Here is an 18,860-nt window from a genome sequence, read left to right on the forward strand (position 1 = left end):
CTGCGCACCCCAGCGCGGGGCAAGCCCGCTCACCACAACAAGCCCGCGCCCCACAACAGCGCTGCGCAATCAATCTCTACGTTGTGTCTTGGATTGCTAAACGGCCCCCTCCCACATTGAATCTGTGTCGCCTGGGGGCAGCATGGTCGCATTACAGGTAAACTCCCCTCCTTTTCATCTTTTCTACGGAGTTCGCCTTGCGTCTGTTTCACACCTCCGACTGGCACCTGGGCCAAAACCTCCATGGCCAGGAACGCGACTTCGAACACGCCTGTTTCCTCGAGTGGCTGCTGGGCCAACTCAACGCCCATAGCCCGGATGTACTGCTCATCGCCGGCGATATCTTCGACACGGTCAACCCACCGCTCAAGGCGCAGGAGCGGCTGTATGACTTCATCATCAGCGCCCATGAACAAAACCCGAAGCTGACCATCGTGATGATCGCCGGCAACCACGACTCCGGCTCGCGTATCGAACTGCCCGCGCCGCTGATGCGCCGTCTGCGCACCCACGCCCTCGGCCGGGTGTTGTGGCTGGATGATGGCGAACTCGACGCCGAGCGCCTGCTGATCCCGCTGCCGGATGCCAAAGGCAAGGTCGCCGCGTGGTGCCTGGCGCTGCCGTTCCTGCGGCCGGCGGAAGTCACCGGCGCGCACCTGGGTGACGATTACCTGCGCGGTATCGGCCAGGTCCATGAATGGCTGATCGCCGCCGCCAACGCCAAACGCAAAAAAGGCCAGGCGCTGATTGCCATCAGCCATGCGCACATGGCCGGTGGTTCGGTGTCGGAAGACTCCGAACGCAGCCTGATCATCGGCAATGCCGAGGCGCTGCCGGCCAGTCTGTTCGATAGAAGCGTCGCGTACGTCGCCCTCGGCCACTTGCACAAGCCGCAAAAGGTCAATGGCGAAGAACGCATTCGCTACAGCGGTTCGCCGATTCCGCTGTCGTTTTCCGAAATCGGCTACAAGCATCAGATCCTTGACGTGACGTTCCAGGGCCAATGCCTGGTGAGTGTCGAACCGCTGCTGATCCCCCGCTCGGTCGACCTGCAACGCCTGGAAGCCGCGCCCCTGGCCGACATCCTCAAGGCGTTGGCCGAGTTGCCGGACGTCGACCTGCTCGCCGAGACCCAGCGCCACCCCTGGCTCGAAGTCCGTGTGCGCCTCGACGAGCCGCAGCCCGACCTGCGCCAGCAGATTGAAACTGCGCTGCAAGGCAAGGCCGTGCGCCTGGTGCGCATCGCCGCCGAATACGCCGGCAAGCGCGGCAGCGACGACACCTGTGAGGAGCGCCTGATCGAACTCGACCAGCTCACGCCCCAGGAATTGTTCAGCCGCGCCTGGCAGGACAGCTACGGCAGTGAAGTGGATGAACAAACCTTGAAGGACTTCGCCGTGCTGCTCCAGGAAGTGCAACAGGAGGGCGAACAGCCATGAAGATCCTCGCCATCCGCCTGAAAAACCTCGCCTCCCTGGCCGGCCCGTTCGAGATCGACTTCACCGCCGAGCCCCTGGCCAGTGCCGGTTTGTTTGCCATCACCGGGCCGACCGGCGCCGGTAAAAGCACCTTGCTCGATGCCTTGTGCCTGGCGCTGTTTGGCGCGGTGCCCCGCCTGGGCGATACCGGCCAGGCGAAGATGCCGGATGCCGACAGCGATATTTCCATCGGCGACCCGCGCACCCTGCTGCGGCGCGGCACGGGCGGCGGTTATGCTGAAGTGGATTTTGTCGGCGTCAGCGGCCGTCGCTACCGGGCGCGCTGGGAAGCCAACCGCGCCCGCGACAAGGCCAGCGGCAAGTTGCAGAACAGCCGCCAGAGCCTGATCGACCTGGACAGCGATCAACTGCTGGCCAGCCAGAAAACCGAATACAAGACCCAGCTGGAACTGGCCCTGGGCCTGAACTTCGAACAATTCACCCGCGCCGTGTTGCTGGCGCAAAGCGAGTTCAGCGCGTTCCTCAAGGCCAATGACAACGAGCGCAGCGAGCTGCTGGAAAAGCTCACCGATACCGCGCTTTACACCCAGCTCGGGCGGCGCGCCTTTGACAAGGCCAAAGACGCCAGGGACGCGCACAAGCAGTTGCAGGACCAGGCCACCGGCGTGGTGCCCTTGGCCGCCGAAGCCCGCGCCGAACTGGATCAGCAATTCGACGCGGCGCAACAGCAGCTCAAGGCCCAGCAGGCCCAGCTCAAGCAGTTGGAGCAGCAGCACACGTGGCTCAAGGAGCTGCGCGAATGGCAGGAACGCCAACTCGCCGCGACCGAACAGCTGCAGCGCGCGCAGGCGGAGTGGGACACCCAGGCCCCGCAACGCCAGGACCTCAGCCGCCTGGAGCAGTTGGCACCGCAACGTCATCAGTTCGCGCGCCAGGCGGAACTCAATACCGTGCTGGCCCCGTTGGCCGCGCAGATTCAATCGCATAGCCAACAACAGGCCGAACTGCATACCCGCCAGGAACAGGCACAGCAGCAACAGGCCAGCGCGCAAACCGCACTGGCTGCGGCCTTGAAACATCAAGGCGACGCGGCGCCACTGCTGCGTCAGGCGTTCGAAGAACAGAGCACCCTCGCCCACTTGACCAAAGCGCTGGCCAAGCGCACCGAGGACAAACAGCAGCACGAAACTGCCTGCGCCGAAGGACAGTCCCAGCTCAACGGCTTGCTGGAAAAACAACGCCAAGTCGCCGAACGCCTACAACGCCTGGCGACCGAGCTTGATCGCAGCGCTGCCCTCGCCCCGCTGAGCGATGCCTGGTCCGCCTACCGCGATCGCCTGCAACAGCTGATGTTGATCGGCAATCGCTTGAACCAAGGCCAGGCGGAACTGCCGCAATTGGAACAGCGCGCCACCGCCGCCGCCGAACAGTTCACTCAGCAACGCGAGGCCCTGGACCTGCTGTACCAGGAAGCCGGTGCCGAGCCGCATGCCGTGGCCGAGCAGATCCAGTTGCTCGCCAGCCTGCTGCAGGACAATCGCAAGCAGCAACGTGCCTTCGAAGACCTGACGCGCCTGTGGGACAGCCAGCAACAGCTGGATCAGCAAGCCAGCGCATTGACGCAAAAGCTCACCGATGCCCAACAGCAGCGCGAGCAACTGAACCAGACCGGCCTGCACACCAAGGCTGAACTGGCGATTGCCGAACAGACGCTGACCGTGACCAAGCAACTGCTGGAACGCCAGCGCCTGGCCCGTAGCGCCAGCGTCGAGGAGTTGCGCGCGCAGTTGCAGGACGACCAACCCTGCCCGGTGTGCGGCAGTCATGAGCACCCGTATCACCAGCCCGAAGCACTGCTGCAAAGCCTCGGTCGCCATGACGAAAACGAAGAAGCCACGGCGCAGAAAGCTGTCGATACCCTCAAGGAAAAACTCACCGAGCTACGTGGCGAAGTGGGCGGTTTGATCGCCCAGCAGAAGGAATACCTGCAACAGCAGGAGCAACTGGCGACGCAACAGCAAGCACTTAAGCCCAGCCTGGAGGCGCACCCGCTGGCCGCCACCTTGTTCAACCAGGACGCAGCCAGGCGCAGTGCCTGGCTAGACCAACAGCTGAGCCAACTGACCCAGAGCATCACCCAGGACGAACAACGCCAGGCTGCCCTGCTCAACCTGCAACAAAACGCCGGGCGTTTGCAGCAGCAAGTGCAAGCTGCCCAGGAAGCGAGCCAGCAGGCCCGTCAGTTGCTGGTGGACCAGCAACGCGAATTGGCCAGCGACCGTGAACGTCTTGAGCAGGAACTGAATGCCTTTACCAGCCTGTTGCCCGCCGACACCCTGGAAAGTTTACGCGCCGAGCCCGCCGCCACCTTCATGCAGTTGGACCAACAGGTCAGCCAGCGTCTTGAACAGCTGGGCCATCAACGCGATGAGTTGGCCGAGCAACAAGCGCGTCAACAGGCGATCGAGAAAGAACAGACCCATCAGCAGCATCGCCAGCAGCAACTTGAAGCGCTGGTCCAACAGGTCACCGAGCTGGCCACCCAACAACAGGCGGGTCAGCAAACGCTCAGCGCGTTGCTCGGCGAACACAGCAGCGCCGAACAGTGGCAACAGCACGTGGATCAGGCGGTGACCCAGTCACGCCAGAACGAAACCGACGCCAACCAACAACTGCAAGCGATCCACAACGCACGGCTCCAACTGACTGCCGACCTCAAGGCCCTGCACGAACGCCAGCAGGCATTGCAGGCCGAGCAACACAGCCTGGACACGCGCATCAGCGAATGGCGCGCCCTGCACCCGGAACTCGACGACGAAGGTCTCAACCGTTTGTTGGCCTACGACGACGCCCAGGTCAGCCAACTGCGCCAGCAGCTGCAGCACAGCGAAAAAGCCGTCGAACAAGCCAAGGTTTTGCTGCAGGAGCGCGAACAACGCCTCGCCGAGCACCAAGCCCTGCACAACGGCAACCTCGATACCGAAGCACTCGACAGCGCCCTGGCCTCCCTCAACCAGCAACTGGCCGAGGGTGAGAAGCAGTGCGCGGAGCTGCGCGCGCGCCAATCCGAAGACCAGCGCCGCCAGGATGCCAACCAGGCCTTCGCCGAGCAGATCGCCAAGGCCTATGACGAGTGGCAACGCTGGGCACGCCTGAATGCACTGATCGGCTCGGCCACCGGCGACACCTTCCGCAAGATCGCCCAGGCCTACAACCTCGACCTGCTGGTGCACCACGCCAACGTGCAATTGCGCCAACTGGTACGTCGCTACCGCCTCAAGCGCGGTGGCAGCATGCTGGGCCTATTGGTCATGGACACCGAGATGGGCGACGAACTGCGCTCGGTGCATTCGCTGTCCGGTGGCGAGACGTTCCTGGTGTCGCTGGCACTCGCCTTGGGCCTGGCCTCGATGGCTTCGAGTACCTTGAAGATCGAGTCGCTGTTTATCGATGAAGGCTTCGGCAGCCTGGATCCGGAATCGCTGCAATTGGCCATGGACGCCCTGGACGGCTTGCAGGCCCAAGGCCGCAAAGTCGCAGTGATTTCCCACGTACAGGAAATGCACGAACGCATCCCGGTGCAGATTCAGGTCAAGCGCCAGGGCAATGGCCTGAGCACCCTGGAGGTCAAGTGAGCGAAGTGCTGCTGTATTCGTTCCGGCGCTGCCCGTATGCGATGCGTGCGCGCCTGGCCTTGCGCTACTCCGGCGTGCCTGTACGGATCGTCGAGGTGAGCCTCAAAGCCAAGCCGGCCGAGATGCTGGCCCTCTCACCCAAGGGCACGGTGCCAGTGTTGAGTGTGGACGGCGAGGTGATCGATGAAAGCCTGGCGATCATGCAATGGGCGCTGGCGCAGCACGATCCGGATAATTGGCTGCTGGAGGGTGACCCGGCGGTACTGGCGCTGGTGGCCGAAAACGACCAAGGCTTCAAGTATCACTTGGATCGATACAAGTACGCCGAGCGCTACCCGGAACAGCCAATGGAACATTATCGGGCCGAGGGTGAAGTGTTCTTGCAGAAGCTGGAGGGGTTACTGACAGGCCGCGCCTATTTGCTGGCCGATCACCCGAGTCTGGCAGACATGGCCCTGGCGCCGTTTGTGCGCCAATTTGCGCATGTGGACCGGGGCTGGTTCGCGGCTGCGCCGTATCCCCGGTTGCAGCAGTGGCTGGAGCGGTTTCTGCAATCGCCGTTGTTTGTTGGCGTGATGGCAAAAACCTGACCGCTTCCCTCTGCTTAGCCTTCAACCAGGTTAAGCAGCCGCTCGCGGGCGATCTCAGGCTCACCGTCCACCAACTGCACGGAGGACAGGATCGGGGCGGAATAGAGGACCAGGATGAGTGCGGCGAGTCGAAGTGCCATGCTGTCGATTCCAGGAATAAAAGCGTCAATATTTGAGCGCCAAATTTAAACACATGGCAATCTGATATCAATCATTTTATTCAGCAGATGCACAAACGCCAAACCACTTGAACGAGCCAGGCTGCGTTCCAGTGGTTTGGCGTCTGCTGTTGTGCAGGTTATTGCTGGGTTTTGTGATCCAGTGCAGCGTAGAAGTTGGCGCTTTGTTGCAGGTATTTCTGGGTGTAGGCACTGGTGCTGGATTTTTTGCCGGTGACTTCCACGCTGGCGGCGGCAGGCAATGCCACAGTGGCGGAAACAGCGGAAGCAGCGATGATGGAGAAGAGGTTCAAGTTCATGTCGGTAGCCCTTGTATTCGTTTGGTTGAGTGGCCGGGGAAGGCCTTGGAACCCAACTTACGCCCGAGGGCCAAGCCTTAGAAATGCTTTGAAACAGTAGCCGCTATTAATAGAATTAATACACAGGGTCAGGCCCCGCAGTGCGGGGCCTGTGGCTTATTGACGCACCAGGAACTTGAGGTCGCTGGGGGCATCGATCGGCAATTTCTGCACGGTTTTACCCAGCAGGCCGGTCTTGGGGTCGCGTTCAACCACCACGATTTCATTGCTTTTCTGGTTGGCGATCAGCAAAAACCTGCCGCTCGGGTCGAGGCTGAACTCGCGCGGGTGGTCGCCTTCCACGGAGCGGCGTTGCAGCTCCTTGAGGTGCCCGCTGGCCGGGTCGATGCTGAACACCAGCAGCTGATTAGCCGTGCCACGGTTGCTCACGTACAAGAACTTGCCATCACTGGACGCATGCAACGCCGCGCCCGCCTTATCTGATACCGGCTGCCCGGCAGCGAACTCCACCAACTGGGTCTGGGTCAGTTGGCCGTCCTTGTAATCAAATACCGCAACCTGGGCGCTCATCTCGGTGGTCAGCCAGGCGTGTTTGCCATCGCTGCTGAACAACAGGTGACGCGGGCCGCTGCCCGGTGGCAGTTGTACCGAGGCCGGGTTGGCCGGGGTCAGTGGCAGCTCGTGGTTGGCCTTGGGGTCGTAGCGATAGGCAAACACTTTGTCCGCCCCCAGGTCCTGGACAAACACGTATTTGCCGTCCGGCGACGACACCACCGAGTGCACATGGTTGGACGCCTGGCGTTCAGGATTCACCCGGCTGGCCGGGTGCCCGCTCAACTGGACGGGCGCCGACAGCTTGCCCTCGGCATCCACCGGCAGGATCGCCAGGCTGCCGCCCGGATCTTCCAGTACCGAATAGTTGGCGACAAACAGGTAGCGCCCATCAGCGGCCACGCTGGAATGGGTCGGCTCATTGCCCAGGCTTTGCACCTGATTGATCAGGGTCAGTTGGTGACTGTTCGGGTCGATGCGATAGCTGCTGACGCGCCCTACCGCATCCTTTTGGCCTGGGCCATTCTCGTTGACCACGAACAGATGCTTCTGGTCCTTGGAGACCGTCAGCCACGATGGGTTGGCGGCCTTCGCGGCCAACACCGGCTGACCGTTGAACTTACCCGTACGGCTGTCGAATTGCAGGCGGTAGATCCCTTCACTGCTGCCGGCGGTGTAGCTGCCCACCAAGAGTTCATAAGTGTCGACCGGCGCGGCCTGCACCGACATGGCACCGACACTGCCGGCCATCAGCAGGGGCCAGAATTTACGCATCATCATCCGCTTGATCCTCGTCGTTATTGTTGCCGGTGAACGCGCTCATGCAGATCAGGCGGTGCTCGCCCGACTCACCGGTAAGGGTCCAGCTTTGCAAGGTGTCATCGAAGGTGGCGGCCTGTACCTGCTCCAGGCTGAAGCGCCAACGTTTTTCCGCACGGCCGTCCATGGCGGTGATCAGCAGTTTTTCGTTATCGAGTTCGAAGTCGAAGGCGTGCAGCCCGTCGATTTCAAGCATGTCGGACGTTTCCAGGACGGCAGGCAAATTCTCAGTCATCACAGTCTTTCATCAGGTTCAAAGGGCTAATCATAGGCCAGTTTGCCGCCAAGGCCTAAGACCATAACGGGCTACCGCCTCGCGGCAACGCAACCCTTTACTTTGGGCTGGCGCGTCTTTATCCCCTGTAAAGGAATACCCATGACAGACCCGAACTCGCTCCCGCCTGCACACCCAACCCGACAAGTGGTTGAGGCTCAATTTCTCACGCGACCGACATTGCGCTCCGTCACCACGCAGTTGCTGGCCCTCCACCTGGCGGAAAAATACCCTCCCCTGACGGCTCCCCTTGATGACCTGCGGCTGGCTGTGCCCCGGGAGGGTGGCGGCCGGGCGCTGCTCCCGCTGCTGGACGTGGCGCTGACCCATATGGCGGACGGCAGCTTTCCCGACGTGTCGCCACGCCGTGGCCTGGACAGCTACTTGAGCGACGCCACCGGCACTCGGCTCCGCTACGACGCCAATGGACCTCGCGATTATGATCTGGAGGTTATCGAAGCGGTCATCAGAGAGCTGCCACTGATTCTGTTCGTCAGCTTCCAAGACGCCTTGGCCAACTATTGGAGCCAGGACAGCGACGCCGGTGGCAGCCGCTGGAAGTGGCTGGCCGTGGTGCTGCAAGGCGCGCTGCTCGACTCAGCCATTCGCCAGGTGGGCGCCAACGCCAAGTACCTGAACGTCATCAGCGCATTGAACCGCTACCCTGACCGAAGCACACGCGCCCGCCAATCCTGGCCCGATAGCGCGGTCCACGCCTATACCCTGGAAACGCAGGTGACTCAGGCGGGCACTCAACTCGCCCGGCAAGCCTGCGACCTTTTGCTGGTCTGCCGCGAGCACGTCTTGCTGTGTCGCCTGTCAGGGGAAGTCACGCCATTCCCCGACCTGGATGCCTTCGGCAAAGCATGGGGCGACGCCCTGCAACAGCGCTTCAGCGCCGACAAAATCACCTGGCAACAGTACGAACCCGATGGCGATATTTTCGAAGTCCAAGCCGGGCTGATACTGAACCAGCAGTTGGAAGATCTCGCGGCCATCCAGCTTCCGGCGCGTTCCAGCGTAGAGGCGCTGGAGCAGTTGTTTGCGCGGGTCACTGATCCGGCACGGCTGTTCACCCACGCATCCGCCCTGCCCCTGTCCGGCCTGCCGCGCCTCCAGGCAGCTCTTCCCGACTGGCTGAAAAACGCCAGCGCCGGTGACCGCATTGCCTACCGCCAATGCGTGCTTGAACAAGCCGGTATCCGGCGCCTGACACTCGGCGACTCAGACTTCGATGGCCTGGATACACTGCGCAGCTATGCAGCCCAGCATTTGGACCACCAACTGTGCCTGGACCGCGCCGACGCCCTGCGCGGCCAGCGCAGCTGCGATGCCGGCGCACTGGCCAGCGGGTACCGTGCCGACGACCTGGTGCTGACCTTTCACGTTGCAGTGGGCAGCCTTGAAGGCGGTTATGTCGAGCCGGTTTCGATGAGCCTGGTGGACCTGGCGCTGAAAAACCTCTCAGGGAAACCCAAAGGTCGCCTGACACTCAGCCATCGCACCGGCAGGGCGCTGGAAGCGTGGTTGACCGCCGACTATATCCTGACGTTGATACAGCGTGTCGACATCGGCAAAAACTATCCTGAGTACCTGCGCCAAGCATTGATGAGCGACACCGAGGCGGCGCAAAAACGCCGGCAGTTGTTTCAGCAGCAGCGGCCTGTGCACCTGAAAACCCAGGCACTGGAACACAAGATCAAGGCCGAAGCGGGCCTGACGCTGCGCGGGGTTCGTTGTGTGAATGCCGTGGTCAACCTGGACCCCGCTGAGCGCCAGGTCGACGGCGACGACATCGTCATCCGCCCGCTGGCGTTTGTGCGCAAACCCAGCGCTACGGCGGACGTGGTGCAAAACATGTTCATCATCGAGCCGCTCGATACCCGGCAGGGGCCGCACCTGCTTTATCGCCCAGCCTATCGCGATTCGCTGCAGGAGTTTGCCAGCCGCGAGCAACTGCTCGCCGCCATCGTGCAACCTGGCCCACTGCAGGACAGTATCCTGACGTGGCTGCCGGACCTCGCCAGGGTGATCTACAGCAACGGCGGCTTTACCCAGCCCCACTACGTACGTGTCGGCATCGGTTCGGATTTCGACAGCCTGCCCAGGGTGCCGGCGCCCGCACAGCTGGCCCAGGCGGATGACGAGACGGGCGACGAAATCCGTCAGGCCCTCGGCAATGGCACACTCATGGAGTACCTGTTTGGCAGTGAAACCCGGCAGCTGTTGGACCAGGCCGCACGTGAGTCAACGTCCAACAACGAAAGCCGCTGGGCATTGATTCTCGAAGGTATGCAGTTAGGGTTCAACACGCTGTTGATCGCCGTGCGCGGACCGCTCGCGGCCGTCGGTTGGCTGATGCAACTGGCGCAAGGCCTGCAGCACGACCTGCCGGCACTCGAGAGTGACGACCCCACCGCTCGGGAGCTGGCGTGGGTCGATCTGCTGCTCAACATCGGCATGCTGATGCTGCATCATGGGTTCCCCAGCACGCCCCACGAAAGCGCCGCGCTCGATGAACAGCCCCTCATTCGCCAGCCCGTGCCCGGCCAGGGAGCGAGCCGGGCGCCGGTGGTTGAACGGGGCGCCGTCGGCCTGCCCGCCGAACCGCCGGGCGGCGGCCGCACGCTGCTGGACTTTGACCACTCCCTGGCCGGCGACGGCGCCTCGGCAAAACTGTTGAAAAAGCTGCGGGCGGTCAACGTCCCCTGGCCTGTGCCGGCGCCGGAGCCGATCCAAATCGGCCCCCATCAGGGTTTGTACACTATCAACGGCCGATGGCATGCCTCGGTCGCGGCCCTGTTGTTCAGGGTCAGTATTGTTCCGGGCTTCAACGAAGTCTTCATCATTCATCCAGAGAAAATCGATCATCCGGGCATCAAGCTTAAATCCGATGGCAAAGGCCACTGGTCCCTGGACCGTGGGATCAAGCTGATAGGCGGCGGCCCGAAGCGAATGGCGGCGTTGCGCGAGGAAAACCTGCGTAGAAAGGACCAACTGGTCGCACACATGTACGCACTCAACGCCGAAATGACGGAAGTGATGGCGCCGTTCCAGTCGTCAATCAGCCGAATATCACCGGCGCTTGAGGCCCTGAAAAAGCAACGTAAAACCGCGCAGCTGGTGTGGAATCTGCTGCAAAAAGCCACTGAAGCACAACAGCCGGCCCTTGAAGCGCGCCACATGAAGGAGGCACTTAGGCATCGGGAACTGCGTACCGAGTTTCAGGTTCTGCTGCACAACCTGGAAGTGCAGTTTGCCCAATCGCTGACCCCTCGCCTGGAAATGGTCAAGCTTGGCCAGGAACTGGAAAGAGTCGGCGGCGCCAGCGTGCACGTGCATGACCGGGCGAAAATCCTCAAAACCATCTGGGACCAGCAATTGCTCATCAGCACCCTGCTCTTGGGCCGGTTGAACTCCATGCGCTTTTCCATCGCCGGTGAGCCGATGGCAGAGATGGGGGGCAGAATGTTTATCGACCATTTGCTGGGCGACTCCACGGTCTACGACGAATACATCAGCAACACCGTGGAGTCGGCGAACATCCGCCAACACATGGCCGAGGTGTCCGCTGCGATGGAAACCACCCTTGAACAACTGGAGCAAGACTCGTTGGCCGGCCGCGCACTGCGCCAGGAATGCCTGGCGCAGATCCAGTACCCGCAGAATTTTTTCTCCGACAACCTGAAACTCAATGCGCTGAACTATCTCGCCGCCGCCAGTGTGGCGACCGCCGATCGGCTGCTGCCACCCCAAGAAGACTTTTACCTCAATCGCCTTGAGCAGACCGACCTGATCCAAGCCCTGCAGTCTCACGTCGAAGTACGCAGCGGCGTCGAATTCACGCTGGCCGAGCAGCGTAATGTGTATGAGACCGTCCTCGAGCAGTACCGCCGCTATGAGGATGCCATTCGTGCCCTCAAGGCCCTCAACCCACGGCGTCTGCGCCCGGAGGCCGACCGCCTGCTGGAGGGGCTTGAATACGCCCAGGCGCTGGCGCAACGCGAGCTGGAGTCAGTGGTGCGCAAGCAGGAAGCGCTGGACGTCGAGCTGCCGTTGTCAAAAACCCTACGACCCAAAAGTCCGGCCAAGCGGGTGTTCAAAACCAGGAAAAAGGCGTACCTCATCGGTGACTTCAAGCCGGCCGATACACCGGGTGCCGAGGAGCAGTTCACCCTTACCGATACGCTGACCGGCGAAACCATTGCTTCATTCAGCCCACATGCAGACGGCTGGGCAGCGAAGACCGATGCCCCCTCTCCGCCAGCGAAACCCCAACCGCAGGCACGCACGCTGGCCACGCTCAAAGGTCTGGCGCAGGACCTGACAGCGCAGCGCAAAGGCATTGAGCAGGTGATCAGCGCAGACCAGCTGAAACTCGACGCCCAGCTCACCCGACAACAGGTCAACCCAGCAGACTGGGATGAGCTGTTGACCCGGCACGCGAATAAATTCACGGCCCTGGCCGATGAACTGAAACGGGATCACCTTGCCGGCAAACCCGCGGTCCAGCGCCTGATCGATGAATACCTGGCGCAAGCCCGGGACATCACTCGGCTGGCGGAGCGCGTGTGCAGTGAGGCCTACAAGCGGCAATGGCCGACGCAGGAGAGCCTCAATTACTTGTGGGAACATCAACAGATCGATATCAACCTGACGAGCCGGGCGGACCCGGAACGTCCGACCCTCAGTGGCGACTTCTTCACCGAATACGCCGTGTACGACACAGCCAAAAAACCCGCGCAGGTGTTGTGGTACGCCCACTTCCATTACGCAGCCGCCGATGCAGCCCCCAATCGCTACACCCGTGCGCACCTGAAACTGCCGGAGCAGCGCAAATACACGCAAAAGGACCTGCTCAAACAACACGTCCAAGACGCTTTGCGCCACCAGCAAGAACCCGGCGGCGTGCCGCTCAGCCGTATCATCTACGTCTTGATCACCCCACCCGTCGACAATATTTTCCTGGCGATCGCGCCAGGGCAGCGCGCAAGCCAGTGATACGGCCTCTCTGTGGTGAGGGCGTGAACACCCTCACCACAGGGCTCAGTGGGCAAACAACGAGTTACCCTTCTGCCCCGCCAGCTTCTCGGGCTTGATCAGGAACCGCGCCAGCGCCGGCAGCAGCCACAGCGCGCCGAACATGTTCCACAGCAGCATGAACGTCAGCATCAGGCCCATGTCGGCCTGGAACTTGATGGCCGAGAAGATCCAGGTGCACACGCCGATTGCCAGGCACAGGCCGGTAAACAGCACGGCTTTACCGGTGGATTTGAGCGTCTGGTAATACGCCTCTTGCAGCGGCAGGCCAGCGCGCAGGAAGCTTTCCAGGCGGCTGTAGATGTAGATGCCGTAGTCGACGCCGATCCCCACGCCCAGGGCCACCACCGGCAAGGTCGCGACCTTGACGCCGATGCCCATGAACGCCATCAGCGCGTTACCGAGCACCGAGGTCAGCACCAGCGGCAAAACGATGCACAGGGTCGCCGCCCAGGAGCGGAAGGTGATCATGCACATGGTCGCCACGCACAGGTACACCAGGATCAGGATAGTCAGCTCCGACTCCTTGATCACCTCGTTGGTGGCGGCTTCGATGCCGGCGTTACCGGCGGCGAGGATGAATTCCAGGCCGTCCTTGTTGTTTTCCTTGGCGAAGTCCTGCACCGCATGCACGGCGCGGTCGAGGGTTTCGGCCTTGTGGTCGTTGAGGAACACCAGCACCGGCGCCAGCGAGCAATTGTTGTTGTACAAGCCATCGGCACGGGCGATGGAGTTGTTCAGCACATCCGGGTTGCGCGACAGGGTTTCCCATTTCAGGTTGCCCTCGTTCATGCCCTTGATCATCTGCTTGGACACGGTCACCAGCGAGATCGCCGACTGCACGCCCTCGGTGTTCTGCATCTTCCACATCAACTGATCGATGGGCGCCATGGCTTCATAGCGCGAGCAGCCTTCGGCCTTGGTTTTGACCATCACCACCAGCACGTCGGAGCTGGTGGAATAGTTGCTGATGATGAAGTTGTTGTCTTTGTTGTAGCGCGAGTCCGGACGCAGTTCCGGCGCGCCCTGGTCGAGGTCGCCGATCTTCAGGTTCTGGCTGTACCAGAGGCCGCCGCCGAAGGCGACCAGCGCGAGCAGAATCGAGACCGGTGCCACTTTGGCGCTGGCGAATTTCGACAGCAGGCGCCAGAACGGATGGTCGCGGTGTGCGTCCTTCTTGCTCCGGGCGATGGCGCGCTGGCTGATGCCGGCATAGGAAATCGCTACCGGCAGCAGGATCAGGTTGGTAAACACGATCACCGCGACACCGATGGACGCACCGATGGCCAGTTCACGGATCACGCCGATGTCGATGATCAGCAGTGTGATGAAGCCCACCGCGTCGGCCAGGATCGCAATCATCCCCGGCAGGAACAGTTGCCGGAAGGTGCGCCGCGCAGCCGTCAGCGCGTTATCCGCGTCACTGGATTGCAGGGCGATACCGTTGATCTTTTGCACACCGTGGGAAATACCGATGGCGAAGATCAGGAACGGCACCAGCATCGAATACGGATCCAGGCCGAAACCGAAAAAGTGCATCAAGCCGAGTTGCCAGACCACCGCCACCAGCGTGGTGCTCAACACCGCGACCGTGCTGCGCAGGCAGTTGGTGAACCACAGCAACAGGATCAAGGTGATGACGAACGCAACGCCGAAGAACAGCACCACCATCACCAGCCCGTCGATCAAGTCACCGACTTTCTTGGCGAAACCGACAATGTGGATCTTGACGTTGGGGTTCTGGGCTTCGAACTTGTCGCGGATCTTGTCTTCCAGTTCATGGGAAAACTTGCGGTAGTCCAAGGCCAGCAGCTTGCCCTGGTCCTGCGGGTCCGGGTAGGACTCCAGCAGCGGGATGTCGACAATGCTCGACTTGAAGTCGTTGGCCACCAGGCGCCCGACCTGGCCGGACTTGAGCACGTTGTTGCGCAGCTGGTCGAGGCTTTGTGGCGAGCCGTTGTAGCTCTGCGGGATCACTTCACCGCCGGCAAAGCCCTCTTCGGTGACTTCGGTCCAGCGCACGCTGGGGCTCCACAGCGACTTGAGGCCCGAGCGGTCGACGCCGGAGATGTAGAACACCTCATCGTTGATCTGGCGCAGGGTCTCCATGTACTCCTTGGTGAAAATGTCACCGTCCTTGGCTTCCACCGAGATCCGCACGGTGTTGCCCAGGTTCGCCAGGTCGTTGCGGTGCTCCATCATCTTTTCGATGAAGGGGTGCTTGAGGGGGATCATTTTTTCGAAGCTGGTGGACGGGCGAATCAACGTCGCCTGCCAGAACAGGAAGATACTCACCAGCAGGCAGATGACGATCACTGCCGGGCGGTTGTTGAAAATCAGGCGCTCAAGAAAGGTCGCTTTATCGTTGTGATGACTGCTCATTCTATCCCCGCCCTTCTTATTGTTTTGTCGGTTCAGCGCCGGTCGGCGTGGCAACACGCACACCGCCCTGCCCGGCCAGAATCAAGTTACCGTTGCCCGCCGCCGTGACGGACGACAGCGAAATACGGTCCGGGCGGTTGAACACGCTGAAGGTCACCCCATCGTCATGGCTGACCACCACGCTGCCGCCGTTACCAACGACGACAAGGGAGCCATCTTCCAGCAAGGTCGCGCCCGACAAACCAAACTCGAGCGCTCCCCGCGCCGCGTTCAATTCGACGGGCTCCCAGGTGCCGCCGAAATCCGTGGAGCGGTACAGGTTGCCGCGCAAGCCATAAGCCAGCAGGGTTTGCGGCTGCGCCGTGCTGATCACACCAAACAGCGAGCCCTCGTAGGGGCCTTCGAGTTTTTCCCAGGTCTGGCCGTCGTCGCTGGAGCGGAACATGCTCCCTTGCTCGCCGACGATGAACAGGCCGGCGTCCTTGATGTGGGCGATGGCGTTGAGGTGGAACTGGTCTTCGTTGTCGAGGCGGTCGCTGACGTCTTGCCAGGTCTTGCCGCCGTCGGTGGTTTCGATCAGCGCACCGTAGGCGCCCACGGCCAGGCCGTGGTTGGCGTCGTTGAACCATACATCGAGTAAAGGGGCTTCGCGCTTGAGGTCCTGGTATTGCTGGGTCCAGGTGGCGCCGCCGTCGGAGCTGGCAAGGATTTGCGCATCGTGGCCGACCGCCCAGCCCTGTTTGTCATCGACGAAAAACACCGCCGTGAGCAGTTGCCGGGTGGGGACTTTGGCTTGGGTCCAGGTGCTGCCCTGGTCATCGGAATAGAGGATGTGCCCGCGGTCACCGACCGCCACCAGCCGCTTGCCCGCGTGGACGACGTCGATCATTAGGCCTTTGGCGGCCTTGGGGGATTCAATCGCAAACGCAGGCGTTGCGACGGTATCGCTGGCTGCCAGTGCCGACGTGACTGACACGCCTCCGACCAGCAACGAGAGCGCTGTGGCCAGCAACGCAACCCTGCGTGCGGCACGTGGGCGGCAAACAACCCAACCCATGACAGGCTCACTCATAGACCTTTCTCCCATTATTATTGTTATCGCCTGCCTTCCGGGGCCTTGAAACCTGCAATCTAGAGCGCCTGGAGGAAGCAGGGGCCATCCTATCGGGCTTTCGAATCGTCTGACAATCGGCGCTACGTTATCTTTTGTTAACTGAAGGCATTTGGCCGCATGGTGAATGTAGCTCTATTCGCCGAGGTGATCGTCGACGCATCAATGAATTTTTATTCTATCTATTGAAATATGGGAATTTTTATTCCATTAATACGCCTTCTGAAAACAATAATGCAAAGGACCACGACGATGCGTGAACTCGGAATCGGCTTGATCGGCACAGGCTTCATGGGCCGCGCCCATGCGCTGGCCTTCAATAACGCCCGCGCAGTGTTCGAGTTGCCGGTACACCTCAAGCTGGCCGCCCTGGCCGATGCCGACACCGAACGCGCGCAGCGCTGCGCCACGGCCTGGGGATTCGCCCAGGCTCATAGCGATTGGCAAGCGTTGATCAATGATCCCAGCGTCGACGTGGTGGCCATCACCACCCCCAACCACCTGCACTACCCCATGGCGATGGCGGCGATTGCCGCGGGCAAGGCGGTGTACTGCGAAAAACCCCTGGCCGTGAGCCTGGAACAAGCCGACGCCATGCGCCGCGCCGCCAGTGCGGCCGGGGTGGTGACGCGGGTGGGCTACAACTACCAGCACAACCCGATGATCTCGCTGGCACGGCAGATGATTGTCGATGGCGACCTTGGCGACATCATCAGCTTCCAGGGTGAATTCAGCGAGGACTTCATGGCCGACCCGGCCTCGCCATGGTCGTGGCGTTGCGAAGTGGAACATGCCGGTGGCGCCTTGGCGGACCTGGGCAGTCATTTGTTGTCGATGGCGCGTTACCTGGTCGGTGATGTGGTGAGTGTGTGTGCCGATACGCAGACCGTTCACGCCCGGCGCCCGGCCGTCAAAGGCAGCGTCGAACTGAAATCGATTGCAGTGGATGATCAGGTGCACGCCCTGCTGCGTTTCGCCAACGGCGCACGCGGGACCGTGAGCAGTAGCTGGCTCAAGCAGGGCTACAAGAATCACCTGAGCTTTGAAATCAGCGGGACCAAAGGCACTCTGGCGTTCGATCAAGAGCGTTTGAACGAGTTGCGGGTGTGTCGCGCGGGTCAGGACTGCTTCCAGCGTTTACTCGCCGGCCCTGCCCTTGCGGGTTATGCGGCCTTCAGCCCGGCGGCCGGGCATCAGTTGGGGTACAACGAACTGAAGACGCTGGAAGTGCAGGAGCTGATCATGGCCGTGGCCGGTCAGGGTGCGGAGGGTACGGACTTTGAAGCGGCGTGGGAGGTGGAGCGGCTGGCGACAGCGATTCGCGTGGCGGCCCGTGAAGAGCGCTGGGTCAACGTGAATGCGGTCTAGAACACAGTAAAGATCCCCTGTGGGAGGGGGCTTGCTCCCGATGGCGGCGTGTCAGCCGGTGTATTTCTAGCTGATGCACAGCCATCGGGAGCAAGCCCCCTCCCACATTTGGATCATCAACACGTTCGCGCTAGCGCAAGGCCCGGCGAAGGACTTTGCCCACGGTGGTCTTGGGCAACTCGGTGGTGCGGAACTCCACATACTTCGGCATCTTGTAACCCGTCAGTCAGGACGGTTTCCAGCGTTTACTCGCCGGCCCTGCCCTTGCGGGTTATGCGGCCTTCAGCCCGGCGGCCCGTGAAGAGCGCTGGGTCACCGTGAACGCGGTCTAGAACACAGTAAAGATCCCCTGTGGGAGGGGGCTTGCTCCCGATGGCGGCGTGTCAGCCAGTGTATTTCTAGCTGATGCACAGCCATCGGGAGCAAGCCCCCTCCCACATTTGGATCATCAACAATTCAAGGTCAGCGCAAGGCCCGGCGAAGGACTTTGCCCACGGTAGTCTTGGACAACTCGGTGGTGCGGAACTCCACCTACTTCGGCATCTTGTAACCCGTCAGTCAGGACGGCTTCCAGCGTTTACTCGCCGGCCCTGCCCTTGCGGGTTATGCGGCCTTCAGCCCGGCGGCCCGTGAAGAGCGCTGGGTCACCGTGAACGCGGTCTAGAACACAATAAAGATCCCCTGTGGGAGGGGGCTTGCTCCCGATGGCGGAGTGTCAGCCAGTGTATTTCTAGCTGATGCACAGCCATCGGGGGCAAGCCCCCTCCCACATTTGGGTCATTGACAATTCAAGGTCAGCGCAAGGCCCGACGCAGCACTTTGCCCACGGTGGTCTTGGGCAACTCGGTGGTGCGGAACTCCACATACTTCGGCATCTTGTAATCCGTCAGTCAGGACGGCTTCCAGCGATTACTCGCCGGCCCTGCCCTTGCGGGTTATGCGGCCTTCAGCCCGGCGGCCCGTGAAGAGCGCTGGGTCACCGTGAACGCGGTCTAGAACACAGTAAAGATCCCCTGTGGGAGGGGGCTTGCTCCCGATGGCGGAGTGTCAGCCAGTGTATTTCTAGCTGATGCACAGCCATCGGGGGCAAGCCCCCTCCCACATTTAGATCATCGACACGTTCGCGCTAGCGCAAGGCCCGGCGAAGGACTTTGCCCACGGTGGTCTTGGGC

11 protein-coding genes are annotated in these 18,860 nt (G+C 61.6%); 5 read left to right on the forward strand and 6 right to left on the reverse strand.

All coding sequences use genetic code 11. The annotated features are described in order from the left end of the window. The first annotated feature begins 197 nt into the window (after positions 1-197). From ACI512_RS21235 to ACI512_RS21245, 3 genes are read left to right on the forward strand one after another with little or no spacing between them, the layout of a single operon-like run. On the forward strand, positions 198-1,439 hold the full coding sequence (locus ACI512_RS21235; protein WP_012724663.1) for an exonuclease SbcCD subunit D C-terminal domain-containing protein: 1,242 nt from the start codon (positions 198-200) through the stop codon (positions 1,437-1,439). Continuing rightward, a complete protein-coding gene (locus tag ACI512_RS21240; RefSeq protein ID WP_236379821.1) occupies positions 1,436-5,074 on the forward strand; it encodes an AAA family ATPase in 3,639 nt (1,212 codons plus the stop codon). The genes ACI512_RS21235 and ACI512_RS21240 overlap by 4 nt, the downstream gene beginning before the upstream one ends. Further along, the gene (locus ACI512_RS21245; RefSeq protein WP_236379819.1) at positions 5,071-5,664 is read left to right on the forward strand and encodes a glutathione S-transferase; all 594 of its coding nucleotides are present in this window, start codon (positions 5,071-5,073) and stop codon (positions 5,662-5,664) included. Before ACI512_RS21240 ends, ACI512_RS21245 begins: the two co-directional genes overlap by 4 nt. 14 nt (positions 5,665-5,678) lie before the next feature. Here the strand turns inward: ACI512_RS21245 and ACI512_RS21250 are convergent, their stop codons facing one another. From ACI512_RS21250 to ACI512_RS21265, 4 genes are all read right to left on the reverse strand, one after another. Then, positions 5,679-5,804 (reverse strand): hypothetical protein, encoded by a 126-nt coding sequence (locus tag ACI512_RS21250; RefSeq protein WP_012724666.1) that lies wholly within the window; start codon positions 5,802-5,804, stop codon positions 5,679-5,681. Between the two features lie 158 nt (positions 5,805-5,962). Next, positions 5,963-6,142 carry a hypothetical protein gene (locus tag ACI512_RS21255; RefSeq protein WP_010210027.1) on the reverse strand — a complete coding sequence of 60 codons (180 nt, stop codon included), beginning with the start codon at positions 6,140-6,142 and terminating at the stop codon, positions 5,963-5,965. 156 nt (positions 6,143-6,298) lie between these two features. Then, positions 6,299-7,474: a lactonase family protein gene (locus ACI512_RS21260; protein ID WP_236379818.1), complete on the reverse strand. Its 1,176-nt coding sequence runs from the start codon at positions 7,472-7,474 to the stop codon at positions 6,299-6,301. Next, a complete protein-coding gene (locus ACI512_RS21265; protein ID WP_043205453.1) occupies positions 7,461-7,748 on the reverse strand; it encodes a DUF5629 family protein in 288 nt (95 codons plus the stop codon). The genes ACI512_RS21260 and ACI512_RS21265 overlap by 14 nt, the downstream gene beginning before the upstream one ends. Before the next feature lie 141 nt (positions 7,749-7,889). Here ACI512_RS21265 and ACI512_RS21270 point away from each other — a divergent pair, with 141 nt between their 5' ends. After that, entirely contained in the window at positions 7,890-12,788 is a 4,899-nt protein-coding gene (locus ACI512_RS21270; RefSeq protein WP_405121311.1) for a hypothetical protein, read from the forward strand. 45 nt (positions 12,789-12,833) lie between these two features. On the opposite strand, the gene ACI512_RS21275 is transcribed toward ACI512_RS21270, so the two are convergent. Together ACI512_RS21275 and ACI512_RS21280 are read right to left on the reverse strand one after the other, a co-directional pair. Continuing rightward, positions 12,834-15,209 (reverse strand): RND family transporter, encoded by a 2,376-nt coding sequence (locus ACI512_RS21275; protein ID WP_012724670.1) that lies wholly within the window; start codon positions 15,207-15,209, stop codon positions 12,834-12,836. A 16-nt stretch (positions 15,210-15,225) separates the two neighbouring features. Further along, positions 15,226-16,266 (reverse strand): YCF48-related protein, encoded by a 1,041-nt coding sequence (locus tag ACI512_RS21280; RefSeq protein WP_236379827.1) that lies wholly within the window; start codon positions 16,264-16,266, stop codon positions 15,226-15,228. A 306-nt stretch (positions 16,267-16,572) separates the two neighbouring features. Here ACI512_RS21280 and ACI512_RS21285 point away from each other — a divergent pair, with 306 nt between their 5' ends. Continuing rightward, positions 16,573-17,688, forward strand: coding sequence for a Gfo/Idh/MocA family protein (locus ACI512_RS21285; RefSeq protein ID WP_405121312.1), 1,116 nt, complete (start codon positions 16,573-16,575; stop codon positions 17,686-17,688). Positions 17,689-18,860 lie beyond the last annotated feature (1,172 nt).

Source organism: Pseudomonas petroselini, assembly GCF_045037875.1.
Classification (GTDB): Bacteria; Pseudomonadota; Gammaproteobacteria; order Pseudomonadales; family Pseudomonadaceae; genus Aquipseudomonas; species Aquipseudomonas petroselini.